General features: G+C 65.0%; 2 protein-coding genes. One reads left to right on the top strand and one right to left on the bottom strand.

Annotated features, from left to right (window positions below; all coding sequences use genetic code 11):
* The coding region (locus ACXAJT_RS26905; RefSeq protein WP_475241877.1) for a carbohydrate-binding protein at positions 1-13407 on the bottom strand (13407 nt) is incomplete at its 3' end.
* Between the two features lie 970 nt (positions 13408-14377).
* Here ACXAJT_RS26905 and ACXAJT_RS26900 point away from each other — a divergent pair.
* Positions 14378-18016 (top strand): galactose oxidase-like domain-containing protein, encoded by a 3639-nt coding sequence (locus ACXAJT_RS26900; RefSeq protein ID WP_475241874.1) that lies wholly within the window; start codon positions 14378-14380, stop codon positions 18014-18016.
* Positions 18017-18131: the final 115 nt, after the last annotated feature.

Genomic DNA, 18131 nt, shown 5'->3' with positions numbered 1-18131 from the left:
GAGCGAGATCGCCCCGCCTTCCTCGGCCTCGGCATCGGCGAGCGGTCCTGCCACCGGCGCGGCGTTGGTCTCCACCTGCTCCAGCGAGAAGGAGGCAAAGTCTTGGCTGCCGCCGGTGAAGGTGACCCGCATGATCTGGCTACCAGCCTGCAGCGCGATGCCCTCGGCAGAGCGCGGCTGGAAGTCGGTGTAGCCCGAGCTTGGCGGGTTGCCGATGCCGCCGGTCGCGGCATAGGGCGCCTCGGCGTCCGGCAGGTAGAAGGCGACGGTGGCGCCGCGTCCGGGTTCCGGTGTGGCCAGCAGCAGATCGAGGTCATAGAGCCCGTCTTCCGGCACCTCGATGGTGTATTCGAGCCATTCGCCGTCTTCGATCCAGCCGATGTGGCCAAGGCCGGTCTGCTCGACATCGCTGCCCGTCCGGCCATTGGTGCTGCCGCCGGCGAGGCCGGGGCTGTCGTTGTAGGCCACGCCCTGTCCGCCATCGTCGTAGTTCGAGGCATCCACCGTCAGCACACCTTCTGTGAACGTGGGTGCGTCGGGTCCGGGGAAGGGAGTCTGCGGGCTGCTGACCGCGATCGGGCTTAGGGTAAAGGAGGCCAGATCCTGCTGGTCGAGGTCGAAGTTGACCCGCAGCACCTGTGTGCCGGCGTTAAGTGTCACCGTTTGCGGCGCGGTGTCCGCGTATGTGGTGAACGCGCCGGTATTGGGCACCGCCGAGGTGGCGCTTTCGTAGACCACGCCGTTCTGCGCGAAGGTCGCGGTCAGAGCCCGGCCGTCGATCGGCGAGGAGGAGTTGAACGACAGCGCGTAGGTGCCCGGCGCGGCCACGTCGATGGTGTATTCGAGCCATTCGCCGGCCTCGGTATAGCCCACCGCCAGCGTGCCGAAGGAGATGTCCACCCCCTCGCCGCCGCGGAAGCCGTCGCCGAGATGTGCCGCGCTCAGATCGTTGTAGGCCACGCCCTGACCGCCGGTGTCATAGAACCGCGCCTCGACCGTCACGCCGTCGGCGTCCACCGCCCAAGGGGTGCCGGTATAGGCCTGCTGCGGGCCGGGGGGCGGGGTGACATCGCCGTCGAAGAAGTCGACGATGCCGTCGTTGTCCCCGTCCAGCGCCAGCGCATCGTTGACGCCGTCGCCGTCCGCATCCTCGGCCGTGGTCAGCGCGTAGGGCTGCACGTTCTGGATGACGAACATGAAGTCATTGTAGTCGTAGTTGCCGGCACCGGGGTAATCCATGATGCCGATGTAGGTGCCCTCGATCACCGCCCCGCCGGCGTCCCGCGCCTGGAAGTAGCGGATCAGGTGGCCTTGGCCGATGGCGCCGTTGACCAGCTGCCCGAAGTCGGGATCAAGGTCGTTGGCCACCGGATCGCCCCAGGCGGCGTACGTCGGCTTGCCGTCGACACCCACATGCAGGCCAAAGGGCGCGTCGCGGTCGATGGTGCCGCTGGCGACCGAGCCGGTGTCGCCGGGACCGAAGACGAGCCCGTCCGGCAACACGGTCTGGCCCTGATTGTCGTCTGCGGCGAAGACCTCTGTGAGGTTCGCGCTTTGCAAGTCGTGCAGCGCGAGCCGCGCGACATCGCCTTGCTGCAGGTAGGCGCCGATCTGGAAGATCTCCACCGGCTGGCCGCCGTCGAGCCGCTGCAGGTAGGGCATGATGACTTCGTCGCCGACGGTTTCGATCAGCCCGTTGTTGGCCAGCAGCGCCTGCGCCATGTCGGTCGAATAGCCGAAGGCTTCGACGATCTGCGCCACGCTCGGCTCTTCGCCGCCCTCGGATTCCCACTGGGCGAGACCGGCAAGGGCGATGCTGCGTTCGCCGGCGCTGGTGTCGATGACCAGAGTGCCGTCGAAGGACAGCGCCTGATCGTTGTTCACCGGATCGCTGCCGGTGAAGGTGACGGTGACCTGCACCGACTGGCCCTCGGCCAGACTGTCGCCGGCGCTGAGGCCGCTGACGGTGAACGGGCCGGAGGCGGCGACGTTGCTGATGTCGAGCGTGCCGATGCCGTCGTTGGTGAGGGTGAAGGTGGCCGTGTCACGGAAGGTCTGTGCGCCGTTCGCGGGGTTGTCGATCCGCGACATCACCAGCCGGTCGTCGGCCGCGGCGGCGTCGAGACCGGTGATGGTTGCCACGCCGCCCTCGCCGACCGGGGTGATCCCCTCGATGATGAACATGTTGTCGTTATAGTCGTAGTTGATGCCGGTGTAGTCCATCACGCCTAGGAAGACGTTCTCGATGGCCGCACCATTGGTATCGACGGCTTGGAAAATCCGCACCGTGTAACCGTCCGACACTGGGTTGCCGTCGGGGTCGAAGACCTGCTCGCCCTCGACGGTGTAGCCGGGATAGCGCAGGTTCAGCTGCGCTTGGCTCGGCGCGCCGTCACCGGTGGGGTTGAGCGTGGGGTCGGTCGACAGGTCGTCGACCTCGATGCCGAAGATCTCCGTGCCTGCCCAGAAGTCGGGGATGGTGGAGTTGGTAAAGGTCGCGGTGGCAAACCCCGCACCGCCAGCGGCCAGCGGCAGCAGGCTTTGGCTGTAGAAGCTGTCGTGGAAGGTTAGCCCCACGTCCTGCCCCTTGTTGCCGGGGGCATGGATGGCGAGGGCCGCGCCAGCGGGTTGGTGATAGGCCGCGATCTGGGTGATCCGCGCCTCGGCCACGCCGTCGGCAAGCCGCCAGTACGGCGAGAGCACCTCTGTGTCATCCACCGGCAGGTAGACGTCGTAGAAGTTGAGCTCGTCGTTCTCGCCGCCACCGAAGAAGGTAAGACCTTCGATCTCGTTGCCGAAGCCGAAGACGTCCCAGACCTCGTTGATGTTGGGCTCCTGCCCGCCCTCGTCGCGGGCCTGCCAGAAGCCGGCGAGATCGACGCTCGCGAGCGGCGTGTCGGCGTCATTGGTGCGCAGGCTCAGCGCGCCGGTGTAGACACCGCTGACGCCGTCGCCACCGGATGTATAGGCGTCGCGATCGAACAGCACCTCGACAGCGATGCTCTCGCCCGCGCCAAGGGTCAGCCCGTCGAAGATATCCGGGTCGGCCAACTCGAACGGCCCGGTGAGGCTGGTTTCGATGAAGGTCAGATCCGCCGTGCCGGTGTTGGAAATCTCAACCGTGGCGCTGGTCTTCGAGAGCCGATCATTGCCGGTTCCGGCGGCGACATCGGGATCATCGATCCAAGAGAAGTGCAGCCGGTCGTCGAAAAAGGCGGCATCGAGGCTTTGCACCGCGATGTCGGCATCGGGATCGCCCGGCGCGACGCGCACGTCGAGGTAGTCGAGCGCGCTTGCCCCCGGCTGGTCCGAGGTCACCGTCAGCTCGTACTCGACGCCCGCCTGCAGTTCGAGGTAGGCCGTGCTTTCGCCCGCCTCGCCGGTGCCGGGGAAGGCCTCGTCGCCGATCGCAACAGGTACGGCGCCATCCGCCGAGAGGAAAAGGGTGAGGCCGCCTCCGTCCGGCGCGCCCGCGTTGGACGCGAGATCGAGGGCATAGGTGCCGTCGGCGGCCACGGTGAAGTAGAACTCCACCGCCGTGTCGCTGAGCGTGCGGGTGGTGTCGTCGGTGGCTTCAAGCTCGATCCGACCCTCGCCGTCGATCGCGGCATAGGCGGGCGCGAAGGTATCCACCGGCTCTTGGCTGACGCGCAGGTAGTCGATATTGGCGCCATTCGCGTCGGGCGCGGTGATGGTGATCGTGCTGATGCCCGCGTCGAGTTGCAATTCGACCGTCTGCGGACCCCACTGGTTTTCCGCCTCGTTGCTGTTGGGCGCGAAGGGCAGGGTGCCCAGCGTCACGCCGTTGACCGCGATGGAGGCCGGGCGCGGCTGCTGGCTGGTGCGCAGCGCATAAAGGAAGTCGACCGCGTAGGTGCCGCCCTGAGTGACCGAGACGGTCCAGGTGATGGACTGGTCGGTGCTGCCGTCGAAATCGACGAAGCCGCCACCGCTCTGGCCGCGCTCGTCGGTGGTGTCAGACACGATCACCGGCCCGTCGAGCAGTGCGTTCTCGGCCTCGTAGATTGTATAGCTTACGCCATCGACCGTCTCGCTGCCGTCGTTCGGCGCGGTGCCGGCACCGGGGGTGAAGGTGACGCTGTCGGACGCGGTGTTCGCCGCGCCGTCCTCGACGGTGAGGGTCGCGGTGATCTCGCCGCTGCCGCCAACATCAGCGATGAACTGGTTGGATGGGTCGAGCGTGACGATCTGGCTGGTCGCCCCGCCGTCGAAGCTGACCTCCAGCGCGATGATATCAGGATCAAGCCCCTCGACCTGGAACTGTACCGCCGCCCGGTCGGAGGCATCGACCACCGTCAGAGTGAGCGGCGCGCCCTCGTCGGCGCTGGTGTCTTCGGTGTCCAGCGGCTCGCCGCTGAGGCGCAGGAAGTCGATGTTCGGACCGTTGCCGCCTTCGGCGGTCACCGAGATCGTGTGGGTGCCGGCGGTCAGGTCAATTTGCGCGGCCTGCGGGCCCCAGATGCTTTCATCGGCATTGGAGTTGGCGATGAAAGGCAGGGTGTCGACGACTGTGCCGTCAACCGAGAGCTGCATCGGTCGCGGTGCCTTGCCCGCCCCGAGGGCGTAGAGAATTTCAAGGCCATAGGTGCCGTCTTCGGCCACGGTCACGGACCACGAGATGGTTTCGTCGTCCGGGCCAAGGAAGTCGACGAAGGCGCCGCTTTGATTGCGGTCATCCTCGCCGGTGCCGACCACGGCCGGATCGCCGCTCAGGACGGCGTCCTCGGCCTCATAGATCACGTCCGGCGCGGGTTCGTCTTCGCCCTCGACGAACAATTCGATGGTCAGTGTCGCAGAGGCGCCGGCGGTGTCGGTGGCGCGGATCGTCACGGTGAATTCGCCGCCGGTGGTCGGCGTGCCGATGATGACGCCCTCGCCGTCGACGGACAGCCCGTCGGGCAGCCCCTCGGCGCTGAGCGTCAGCGTGTCGCCGGGATCGGCGTCGCTGAAGTGCACGGCAAACTGCGCCAGATCAATGCCATCGAGCGCGGTGCCCGCCTCGAGCAGGAAGGGCTCGAGCGCCGGATCCGAGGAAATCGGCGGGGTGTTGGTGCCACCGCCGCTGCCTTCTTCGATCAGCAGCACGTTGCTGAAGGTCGGCGCTCCGCGCCCGTCGCTTGCGACGTCGTCATCGGCAACGAACACGAGGCTGTCGATGGTCGTGCCGGCATGCGCCGACAGGTCGATCACGAAGGTGGTCGTGCCGTCTCCATTGTCGGTGCCGCTGACCGGGATGAAGGCGTTGTAGGGCTGGGTCCCTCCCAGATAGTAGATCGAGCCGTCGCTATCGGAGAAGGATTCATCAATGTCGAAACCGAGCGCGATCATCTCGGAAAGGATGCTGCCGGTGTCGAGCGTGACCTCAAGCCGGGTGTTTTCGGTGATCGTGTAGTCCTGCGGCAGCGGCGCGCGCTTCCACAGGTTGCCGTCAAGCTGCAGGCTGCTGCCGCCATCGCCGACAATCGCCGTGCCGCTGCCGTCTTGCGCGCCGGCATAGGACTCCAGCGTCGCCGTATCGAAGGTGACCGCAAGACCGGCGGGCGCACTGCCGCCGTTCACTGCGAGCGGGATGCCACCGATCGAGGCCAAATCGCCATCGCTTGCAAAGATCTCAAGGCTCAGGCTGCCCAGCCCGGCGGGAAGGGTCAGCGTCGTGCCGTTGATCTCGACGCCGGCGGGGGCCGCGGCGCCGTTGGCGAGACGGACTCCGAGTGTCAGGTCCGCAGCCGGGTCATCGACGTCGGACAGCACGAGGCCGGAGAGGTCGACGGTGGTGCCTTCGGTGTCGCTTACCGTGACCCCGGCGAGAGAGCCGGAAATCTCGGGCGCGTCGTTGACCGGGGTGACGGTGACGTCGATCTCGGCGCTGGCCTGTTGTTCGGCGCTGTCCTCGACGGTGTAGGAAATCGTCGCCTCGCCGTTGAAGTCCGCCTCGGGGGTGAAGATCAGACTGCTGCCGTCGATGGTCACCGTGCCGTCATCCGAGCTGGCCGCGACGACGATCGGCGTGCCGTCTTCGGCATCGGCGATCAGTCCCGACAGGTCGATGGTGGTGGCGGCGTCCTCGTCGGTGATCGCGGTGCCGTCCTGCGCCGTGGGCACGGCGTTGCCGGTGACTTCGCCTTCGGGCAGGAACATCGCCACGTCGGAGACCGCCACGAGGTAGTGTGACTGGCCAGCCATGCCCTCGTTGCCGCCGAGCGTCACCAGCTCTCCCGCTTCGAAGGCTTTGCCGTAGAGGTTGTAGCTCTCGATGTTGCCCTCGAAGCCGAGGATGGTGATCTGCTGTCCAACCGCGTTCCAGTCGCCGTCGACCCAGCTCGGCAGGTCGCCGCGGCGCGCGTCCAGTGCGACGTAGACGAAGCCGTCGGCGGCCATGGTGAAGCTGATGAGGTCGGCCGTGGTGGCCGAGCGGTCATCGTTGTTGGTGGTGATCATCTGCGCCCCGAAGAGCACATCTGGGAAGTTGTTGAAGGTGTAATCGCGGTCGGCATAGACCGGGTTGCCCACCTGCACACCGCCGACGGTCAGCGGTTCGGGCTGGCCGGAGTTTTCCACGAAGTTTTCGATCGTGGGCACCGCTTCGGGGTCGCCCTTGACGGTCATCACCACCGTGGCGGTCGAGGTCGATCCGTCGAGCCCGAGGATGGTGTATTCGATCGCGGTGGTGGTGCTTTCATTGTCGGCCAGCCCGGCGAAATCGCCGTTCGGCTCGAAGCGCATGGCGCCGCCTGCGGCGACGGTGAACAGGCCGCCGTTAGAGCCTTCGAAGGTGCCTGACAGACGCCCGGTGCTGTGGCCGTTTTCGGTCAGGGCGATGCCGTTGACCGAGACGATGCTTGGCTCGCCGCCGCCGGGGAACGGGCCATCGTTGTTCATCAGACCGGCATTGGAGCCGTCGTCGAGCACGATGTAGGGATTTTCCGTGTCGGTGACGAAGTAGTCGCCAAGCGCGTCGAGGACGATGATCTCGGGCGGTTCGACCACCTGCGAGACGCCGGTGGGCAACTCAAAGCCCTCGGGCGTCGAGTTCTCGACGATGTAAATCCATCCGTCGCGCTTGTTCATGATGTAAAGCTCGCCCTGCGGGCCCTCACCGAAGCGCACGTCGGAGCGGTAGTCGTTCACCACCTCCATGAAGCTTGGCTGCACGATCGGGGTGGTCGTGGTGTCATTGTCCGAGTTGTAGAGGATGGTTAGCTCGGAAGGCGTAGCCCAGGTCAGCGCCGAGGGGTCCTCGCCCGCTTCAAGCGTCGTCTTGGCGGCGAGCAGATCTTCGATCGGCACGTGGTAGACGCGCGAGGATTCCGCGAAGTCCGCAAAGATGTAGTGGCCGTCGAGTTCGGATCCGTTGTTGATGACGTGACCGCCGGCCAGCGCCTGAAACACGTCGCCGACGTTGCCGATGCCGCCCTTGCCCTGCGGATCGTGCGCCACGAAGGTTGCCGGATAGGTGAGGCCGAGCAGCCAGTCATCCTCTGGCAGCGGCAGCAGGCCGGTGGTGTTGCCGCCGTCCTGAATGGGCACCCAGACGCCTTCGCGCAGGCCCCAGCCGAGGTTGGCGCCGGGGGTGAGCACGTTGACCTCGTCGGCATGGTCATAGCCGACGCCGGTGAGGATGATGTAAACCTCGCCGTCCTCTGCCTGATAGAACGAGATGTCGTGCTCGTTGCGCAGACCCAGCGCGTAGACCTCGTCGATCATGCTGCTGTCGCCGACGAAGGGGTTGTCGTCGGGCACGCTGTAGCTGTCGCCGCCGGCGGTCTCCAACGGGTTAATCCGCAGCACCTTGCCGATGGCGTCATTGCCCTGGCTGGCCTGGCCGGTGATCGCCGTCTCGTTGGCCGAGCCGTCGCCGTTGATCACGTAAAGGTTGCCGTAGTCGTCGTCGTCCTCCTCGGCATAGGGGTTGAACATGATGTCCTTGATCGGGTGCTTGAACGGGGTGTTCATGCCGATCCGCATCACTTCGCGGTAGGAACCGATGTCGAACTCGCCCGCGTCAAAGTCATAGGTGAACTCGATCACCGCCGAGTCCGGCCCGTAGCTGCCCGGCTGTTCCGAGACGAACTCGTAGGTGACGCCCGGCTCGCGCGAGACGCGGCCGCTGAAGTAGAACTTACCGTAGCCCTCGGCGCCTTCTTCAAGGAACTCGGGGTGGAAGGCGAAGCCGCGCACGCCGTCGGCGAAAGAGCTGCTGCCCTCAAGGTTCACCGGCAGCTGGTTGAAGGTTTCGCCGATGTTGAAGAACTCGATCACCGAGACCGAATTGTCCTCGTTGCGCACCATCTCGTAGACGACGCCGTTGTTGTCGAGCGGCGCGCCGCGGTCTTGCGCCTGCACGAACATTCGGTCACCGACCGTGGCCCAGCCCAGCATCGACGGGGTGCCGCCGGGCAGTTGCGCGAAGCGCGACACCACCAGTTCCATGCCCGAGGGCGAGATCTCGGGGGCGAGATCCTGCATCTGTTCCTCGGCAGCGGCGCGCTGCTCGTCGGTCAGCGGGATATTGGCATCCGAGCTGCCCTCGCCGGGCAGATCCCAGTTGTCGATATCCGCCTGCGGCTGTTCGTGCGAGCGGGTGACGGTGAGCGAGACGGTGGCCTCTCCGGTGTCGCCGTCGGCGTTCTCGATGGTGTAGGTGAAGCTGTCGGTGCCGGTGCCCGGACCATCGTCGTTGGAATACTCGGGATCGGGCGTGTAGTGCAGCACGCCGTCGATCAGTTCGACGGTGCCGTGCTCGGCCTCAGTAAAGCCGATGATCGTGGTGTTTTCAGGGTCGTTGAGCTCTACCGCCAGCGGCACCTCGATCGAGTCCTCGGGCAGGAAGAAGACATCGTTGCCGGGGCTGAGCGGGCCGCTGCCCGTGCCGCCGACGCCGAGATCGCTGTCATCGACGAAGACGAAGAGGTTGGAGATCGAGCCGCCGGAACCGCCGCGGTCGGCGCCGCCGATGTCAACGGCTTCGCCGGCAGGCACAGAGCGGCCATAGAGGTTGAAGGTCTGGGTGCTGATCGCGCCGTTGAAGTTCTCTTCAGTGGTCACGGTCTCGCCCGTGGCAACCCAGCCCGACTGCAGCCAGGCCGGCAAGGTGGTCGCGCGGACGTCGTAGGCGACGTAGACGTAGCTGTCGACATTTACGTCGAACACCACGTAGCCGGACTGCGCGTCCGAGAAGCGATCCTGTTCGTCCTCGGTCGGATTGTCTCCGGGGCCGCTGTTGTTGGTCTGGATAAGTCTTGCGTTTTCCAGCGCCGTGGGCAGCGAGGTCAGCGTGTAGTCGCGGTCGCCGTAGATCTCCGCGCCGACACCGGCGTCGACCACGGTGATGTCGGCGTAGCTGTCTTCGCTGAGGATCGTCGGTTCGAGCGAGGGATCGTCTGAGGGGTCATTGCTGACGCTGGGCGAGAAGCTGTCGGACACCACGCCTGCGGCGCTGACGGTGACATTGGGCTGACTGCCGGCCTCGAAGTCGAGGGTTTCGCCGGTGATCAGCTTGAGTTGGAAGCCGTCGGCCGGGTTGCCGCTGACCTCGAACAGCGCGGCGTCGTCGCCGCCAAGCGTGAAGTCTGCGGTGTCGAGGGCTGCACCGTCGATGTCGGTCAGCACGATGTCGGCCACGACAACGCCGTCGACGTTCTCCAGCGCGGCGATCGGGTTGAGCGAGATCGCGGGATCGCTGACGCCGAGGTCGCTGTCGTCGACGAAGGCGAAAAGGTTGGAGAAGCCGGTGCCGGGCGCAACGCCGGCGTTGGCCGCATCAGCCCCGCCGATGGTGACGCTCTCGCCCGAGGTGACGGCACGGCCGTAGAGATTGAAGGTCTGGGTGCTGATCGTGCCTTCGAAGTTTTCTTCGGTGGTCACCACCGCGCCGGTCGCGGTCCAGTCGGTCGTCAGCCAGTTAGGCAGCACGGTGGCGCGGGCATCATAGGCCACATAGGCGAAGCCGTCCGCCGTTACCGAGAAGGTCACATATTCCTCGGCGACCGAGTCTCGATCGGTGCTGTCGTTGTTGGTGCGGATCAGCCGGGCGTTTTCCAGTTCGGCAGGCAGGCTGTCCAACGTATAGTCGCGGTCGCCGTAGATCACCGCGCCGACACCGGCGTCGATGACAGCGATGTCGGCGTAGCTGTCTTCGCTGAGGATCGTCGGTTCGAGCGAGGGATCGTCGGAGGGGTCATTGCTGACGCTGGGCGAGAAGCTGTCGGACACCACGCCCGCGGCGCTGACGGTGACATTGGGCTGGCTGCCGGCCTCGAAGTCGAGGGTTTCGCCGGTGATCAGCTTGAGCTGGAAGCCGTCGGCCGGGTTGCCGCTGACCTCGAACAGCGCGGCGTCGTCGCCGCCAAGCGTGAAGTCTGAGGTGTCGAGGGCTGCACCGTCGATGTCGGTCAGCACGATGTCGGCCACGACAACGCCGTCGACGTTCTCCAGCGCGGCGATCGGGTTGAGCGAGATCGCGGGATCGCTGACGCCGAGGTCGCTGTCGTCGACGAAGGCGAAAAGGTTGGAGAAGCCGGTGCCGGGCGCAACCCCGGCGTTGGCCGCATCGGCCCCGCCGATGGTGACGCTCTCGCCCGAGGTGACGGCACGGCCGTAGAGGTTGAAGGTCTGGGTGCTGATCGTGCCTTCGAAGTTTTCTTCGGTGGTCACCACCGCGCCGGTCGCGGTCCAGTCGGTCGTCAGCCAGTTCGGCAGCACGGTGGCGCGGGCATCATAGGCCACATAGGCGAAGCCGTCCGCCGTTACCGAGAAGGTCACATATTCCTCGGCGACCGAGTCTCGATCGGCAAGGTCGTTGTTCGTGCGGATCAGCCGGGCGTTTTCCAGTTCGGCAGGCAGGCTGTCCAACGTATAGTCGCGGTCGCCGTAGATCGGGGCCCCGAGGAAGGCGTTGATGACGGCGATCTCGCCGACACTGCTGTCTTCGAAAACCGAGGCGTCGATCGGTCCTTGCGGCGGGTTGTCGGTGATGTCGTCCAGAACGCTGGGGGTGAAGGGCTCGGTGGAGACGCCCGCAACGGTGATCGTGACGCTGGGCTGCTCTCCGGCCTCGAAATCGAGGGCGTTGCCTGCAATCAGCTTGAGTTGGAAGCCGTCGGTGGCATTGCCGACAACCTCGAAAAGGGCGGACTCGTCGCCGGAAAGCTCGAAATCTTCGGCAACCGTCGGCGCCGGATCGAGGTTCACGTAGGCGATGTCTGCCACGATTGCGCCGTCAACGTTTTCGGTGACGTCGATGGCGCTCAGAGAGACGTCGGGCGCGAGGGTCATGTCGCTGTCGTCGACGAAGGCGAAGAGGTTGGAGAAGCCCGCACCGGTGGCAACTCCGGCGCTGCTTTCATCCGCTCCGCCAAGGGTCACCGTCTCGCCGGCGGTGATCGCGCGGCCGTAGAGGTTGAAGGTCTGCGTGCTTAGTCCGCCGTAGGTCTCGAGTGTGGTCACCACCTCTCCGGTCGCGGTCCAGTCGGTTGTCAGCCAGTCGGGCAAAACGGTGGCGCGGGAGTCATAGGCGACGTAGGCAAAGCCATCCGCCGAGGCCTGAAAGCTGACATACTCCGCTGCGGTCGAGCCGCGGTCGGTGCCATCGTTGTTGGTGACAATCATCCGCGCGTTGTCGAGCGCCGTCGGCACGGTCTGCAACGTGTAGTCGCGGTCGCCGTAGACCGGTGCGCCGGCCACCGCGTTCACCACGACGATCTCGCCAACGCTGGTGTCCGCGACAATGGTCGCCTCAATCTCGCCCTGCGGCGCATCATCGGTGTAATCATTGGCCGGTGCCGGGGTGAAGAGCGCGGAAGGCACCCCGCCCACAGTCACCGTGACGCTGGGCTGGGAGATCGCTTCGAAATCCAGCGCGGTGCCGTCGACGAGCTTTAGCTGGAAGCCGTCGGTGGCGGTGCCGGTCACCTCGAACAGATCAGCATCGGCGCCGGTGAGGGTGAAGTCCGTAGGCACCGTCGGGGCCGGGACGATATTGACGAGATCAATGTCCGCAAGGATTGCGCCGGTGTCGTTCTCTGTCACGGCAAGCTCGGTCAGCACGACGTCCGGCGCCGGCAGCAGGTTGCTGTCATCAACGAAGACGAAAAGATTGGAGAAGCCGCCGCTGAACCCATCCGCGCCGCCGATGAGCACCTCTTCGCCCGCGCTGATGGCGCGCCCGAAAAGGTTGAAGCTCTGCGGTGTCTCGCCGGTGTGGGTCTCGATGGTGGTGACGGTGAGGCCTGTCGGCACCCATGCGCTCGCCAGCCACTCGGGCAGATCCGGCTGCCGCGGGTCATAGGCGACATAGGCATAACCGTCGGCGCTCGCGGTGAAGGTGATGTAGTCGTCGATGGTCAGCGTGCGCTCGGAACTGTCGTTGTTGGTGTGGATCAGCCGGGCGTTGGCAAGCTCTTCGGGGAATTCCGACAGCCAGTAATCGCGGTCGCCGTAGACCTCGACGTTTTCGGCCACGTCGAGCACGGCGATATCGCCGCCGCTGCTGTTTGCGGTGACGGAGACCTCGAGCACAAGCGCCGGGTCAAGCGCCAGCGCGAGCGGCGCGCTGACAGCGCCCCAATCGCCGGTGCCGGACTCGCCCGCTGCCGCCGCGATGTAGAGCGGCTGGCCGTCAGGCAGGGTCACGTCGAAGGTTCCGGTACCACCCGCGCCGATCACGACGGTCTGATAGGCGACGTCAGACGCGGTGTTGGTGTCGAAAAGCGAGGTCGCCGCGACGCCATTGCCCAGGGCCCCGGACGCGATGACCACGGTCACCGTTTCGCCCGGCGTGCCGCTGACGGTCACGGTCTGCGCGGCATTGCCGAAGGCGAGGGCGCCGGTGCTGCCGTCAACCGACAGCACGGGCGCGGCGGGCTCGCCGGCACCTCCGGTTTCGGGGACCGAGGCGACAGCCCCGGCAAGCGAGCCATCGGCGAAGAGGCTCGAGCTGGAGATGGTGCCATCGGCGTAGCTGACGCTGATCACCGCGCCGGTCAGTTCGAGCCCGGAAACCGAGCCCGCGTCGCCGGCGCCGGGGGCACCCTGAATGCTGTTCGGGTCGATATCGATGGAAAATTCGAGCGCGTCGCCCGGGGCGAGGTCGTCGAAGGTCAGGGTCAGGGTGGTGTAGCCGTCCGTGTCGCTGCCGCCCGAAAGCTCCGATGTCACCGCGTTGCCCGTGCCGCCGTCAACGGTGAAGCCCTTGGCGGTTTCGTCTCCGGCGGCGCCCGTCGGGTCGAACACCATTGCGGAACTGGCATTGGTGAAGAGCGCAGAGGACAGGTCGATCACGATGGAAGTGATCGACTTGGTCCCGGTGTTGCTGAGAACAATTGTACCGGCACCGTAGGTCGACGCATCAATATCGGAGGAGGCGGCATTCACGGAAATGTCGAGCATAAATATATTCCTTAAATCGCAATCAGGCCGCAAAGTGGCCCCAAAAAAAATAGTCGCGAAAATCGAATGCCGTGCGCGATAGCGAACGGCGTTAAATGCAGTTCTTGGAATTATTTCCGAAAAATGGGACTCGAAAAACCAACACATACATCGCAATCAAGATTGATAATACAACCAAAGATCGAGATGTGTTCGCGCCAACGCGGCGCTTTGTCCAGCCTTCAGTTAAGGTGAGATTTCTTTATCAGTTCAAGCAAAAACTATTCCGCTTCTGTCGATTTCAACCTTAGGCAGAGTTTAATCTATGCTTAGAAACGCGAGGCGCGTGTTTAGGCCCTATTCGTTACATTTGCCACTTGGAACGCACTATGGGTGTTCCGGGATGGCCTGCATCAACTTAAACTTGTGGGACCCCAAGGCCTTGATCTCAGGGTATCCGCGTCCGAATTCTTGAAAATATGGGCAAAAATGTGCAGCCATCCAAGATGGGGCCAAGCGGCGCTGGCGTGGGGCGTCGAGTGGCATTTGGCAGGATCGAGGTGGATTTTGCGATATTAGGCAGTGGCGGCGTTCCAGCAACGGACCGAAAGGTCGGGGGGGGGGAGTCATCATACGGCTTTAATTCTGCCGCGCTGCTGACATATGCGAAAATGTGAAGCTGTCCGATTCGCATTTTCTGGAATACGCCGGGTTTCAGATGTATCCCCGCCACTGGTGTGAAACGTCGTATTTCTATTGGGCGTCGAGAAGGGCGAGTTTCCGCCTTTCTATTTGCGCAATGGCATCTTTGCTTGTTTGGGGTGCCGCAACGCGGTTACCGTGACACTTATTCGATCAGTTCTCGGCGCACGCCTTTTCCACTTCATATTGGCGCGGCGACGCTTGGGTCCGATTCCATTTCACGAAATTTCCTTTCACGAATGCGCGGGCCGGGGCTGTCTCCCCGCTCGCAAGCAGGGAGATATTTCCAATGATTGGTATTAGCACGACGGATTTCGAGGGCGACGGCGAGTGGAGCGGGGTCATTCCGCTCACCATCATCCCGCTGCATGCCATGGTCCTGCCGGATGGCAAGGTGCTCGGCTTTGGATCGACCGAATTGGGGATGCAGGGCGGGCAGTTCGTCTACAGCCTCTATGATCCCGAGACCGGCGTGGAGCGCGTTTTGCCGAACACCACGGGCACGAATATCTTCTGTTCCTACATGTCGCTGGACCCGCAAACCGGCAATGTCATCATCATGGGCGGCGACGGCGCGGGCAATGGCGGCGCGGTCATCTCCGGCATCGATGAGGTGATCGTCTTCGACTACGAGACCCAGACGGTGCGCCCCTCGGAGTTTGGCGAGATGGCGCACGCGCGCTGGTATCCGACTTCGGTCAACCTGCCCAATGGCGAGATCCTCGTGATCGGTGGCCGCGATGAGAACTACGTCGGCTCGTCCATTCCCGAGGTCTACAACCCGGCGACCGGCTTTCGCGAACTGCCGGGTGCCGAGATGCCCGACATTGCGCCAAGCTCGCCAGCAGATCGGCTGGACGGCACGTGGTGGTACCCGCACATGTGGGTGAACAGCCGCAGCGAGGTGATCGTCGTCGAGGCCTACGGCGACGACATCTACCGCTTGGACCCCACCGGTCTCGGCGCTGTCGAGAAGATCGGCCAGACGCCGTTCAGTGCCTACAAGCTGAACTCCTCGATCATGTACGACGTCGATCAGGTGGCGATCCTAGGCGACGACGGGGGCATCTGGGTTGCCGACATTTCCGAGCCGGTGCCGCAGTTCACCCGCGCCGCCTCGATCGAGGGGGCGCGGACCAATGCCGGGCTCATCGTGCTGCCCGATGGCCGTGTGGCGATCACCGGTGGTGCCAACGGCGGCTATCAGGGCAATGACATCAACCTCGCGGTCTACAACGTCACCGTCTGGGATCCGGACACCAACAGCGTCACCCAGCACGCCGAGCAGGCGCTGGCCCGGCTTTACCATTCGTCGCACCTGCTGCTGCCCGACGGCACGCTGTGGTCGGCCGGCGGCGGCGCTCCGGGGCCACTGACCAACACCAACGCCGAGATCTATGCGCCGACCTATCTCTATGGCCCGGATGGCACGCTGGCGGCGCGGCCCGAGATCGCGGCGGCCCCGGCGAATATCTCTGCGGGCGACAGTTTCCGGATCACCGTGGCCGACAGCTCGGAGATCACCATGGTCACGGCGATCAAATCTGGCGGCATGACGCACGGGCGCAACAGCGACGGCAGGTTCCTCGATCTAGACTACACGGTGATCGACGGCACCACGATCGAGGTGTCGACGCCCGGCGAGACGGTGATGATCGGCGGCCTGTGGATGCTGCACGTGGTCGACGCGGCCGGGGTGCCTTCGGCGGCAAGCCTGATGGGCGTGGACATGGCGCCGCTCGTCGCCACGCCGCCGCTCGAGCAGACCGACTTGCAGTATTTCAATATCGACGACGACGAGATCAACGGCCCGTTCGAGGCGACCGTCGAGGCGCGGTTCGACGACATTGGTGGCGGCAACTGGCAGCGTGTCTTCGACTTCGGAAACGGTGAGTTCGCCGACAATATCTGGCTGGGGCAGGTGGCGAACAGCGCCGACATGCGATTTGAGGTGCTGATCGGTGGCACCGGCTATCCGATCACCGCGCCTGGGGCCATCGTCGAGGGCGAGATCGCCGAGTGGACGATGTCGGTGGATGGCACGGGCCTGATGCGCCTGTTCAAGAATGGCGAGCTTCTGGTTGAAGGGCGGGGGGCGGTGCCGCGCGATGTCGAGCGCACGCTGCGGTTCGTCGGGGATTCAAACTGGGTCGGTGACAGCCGCCTGCAGGGCTTGGTGCGCAATCTCGAGATCGTCAATGCGGGCGATGTGCCAGAAGAGGGCGGGCAGAACCCGGTGCCGACGGGGCTGGTTTTCGAGGCGCTCGCCACGGCGCGCTTTGACGACCTCGGCGGCGGCGTCTGGCAGCGGGTCTTCGATTACGGCAACGGGCCGGACGCCGACAACATCTGGCTGGGTCAGGTAGCGGGCAGTGCCGACATGCGCTTCGAGGTTCTTGCCGGGGCCGAGAAATACGCTGTCACCGCGCCCGGCGCGCTGGTCGAGGGCGAGGTGGCGGACTGGCGCGCCACGGTGGACGACACCGGGGTCATGCGCCTTTACAAGAACGGCGCGTTGCTGGCTGAGGCGCAGGGCTTGGTGCCGCCGGACGTTGACCGGAACATCGCGCTCGTCGGTGAGAGCAACTACGCCGCCGACACGCCGCTGATCGGGGCGGTGCTCGACATTTCGGTGAGTGAGGACGGCCCGCTCGCGCCGCCCGAGGTTGTCGTCTTCGAAGCGCTCGCCACGGCGCGCTTTGACGATCTCGGCGGCGGCGCCTGGCAGCGGGTCTTTGATTACGGCAACGGGCCGGACGCCGACAATATCTGGCTGGGACAGGTCGCCGGCAGCACCGACATGCGCTTCGAGGTTCTGGACGGGGCCGAGAAATATGCGGTCACTGCGCCGGGCGTCTTGGTCGAGGGCGAGGTGGCGGACTGGCGCGCCACGGTGAGCGATCTCGGCATCATGCGTCTTTACAAGAACGGCGCGCTGGTCGCCGAAGGCGCGGGCATCGTGCCGCCTGATGTCACGCGGGAAAATCTGCTCGTTGGCGCGTCGAACTATGCCGCGGACACGCCGCTGATTGGCGAAGTGCTCGATCTGCAGGTGGACGGCGAGGCACCGCCGGGTGCGGATCCCGGTGTTGCCTTCGAAGCGCTGTCCACCGTCCGTTTCGATGACCTGCAAGGCGGCGACTGGCAGCGGGTTTTTGACTACGGCAATGGTCCCGATGCCGACAACATCTGGCTGGGTCAGGTGGCAGGCAGCGCCGACATGCGGTTCGAGGTTCTGGACGGGGCGGAGAAATTCGCCATCACCGCCGCCGGCGCGCTGGTCGAGGGGGAGATCGCGACCTGGACCGCCACGATTGCTGACGACGGGATTATGCAACTCTACAAGGACGGCGCGCTGCTGGCCGAGGGACCGGGCGTTGTGCCTCCGGACGTGGTGCGGGCCAGCGCGCTGGTCGGCCAATCCAACTACGCGGCGGACACGCCGCTCATCGGCAAGGTGTTCGATCTCGCGCTGAACGAGTCCGGGCCACTCGATCCGCAGGAGGCGGACGCGCCCTTGTTGAACGGCGATGCTTTCGAGTTCGGCCAGAACCTTTATGTTGCGGGCACGCCGGGGCTGACATGGCAGCAGGCGCAGGCCGAGGCCGAGGCGATGGGCGGCACACTGGTCGAGATCGACAGCGAGGAGGAAAATACCTTCGTGTTCGAGACCTTCGGCGCAGAAGGGCCGATCTGGCTGGGGCTGACCGATGCCGAGACCGAGGGCGTGTTTGCCGGTGCCTCAGGCGCTGAAGCGAGCTACACCAATTGGCTTCCGGGCCAGCCGGACAATTCCGGCGGCGGCCAGGATTATGCGGCCATAGTGAGCAGCGACGGGCAGTGGGACGACGCCGGCAATGCCGGCGGGTGGGTCTATGACGCGGGTTGGTTCGCGGCCACCAATCAAACGGTGGTCGAGTTCAGCTAGGCCCGGGGACTATGACGCCCGCTTCTAGGGTCAGGACCCATTGATTTGGTTGGACGAGCGTGATTCACCGTTCGAAAACGAGCGGTGAACATGTCTGATCTTTTTTGGCTGAGCG

This window comes from Salipiger sp. ABF4_146, from assembly GCF_056161345.1.
Note: the sequence above shows the minus strand (reverse complement) of the source record. Positions and strands in the feature narration are given on the sequence as shown.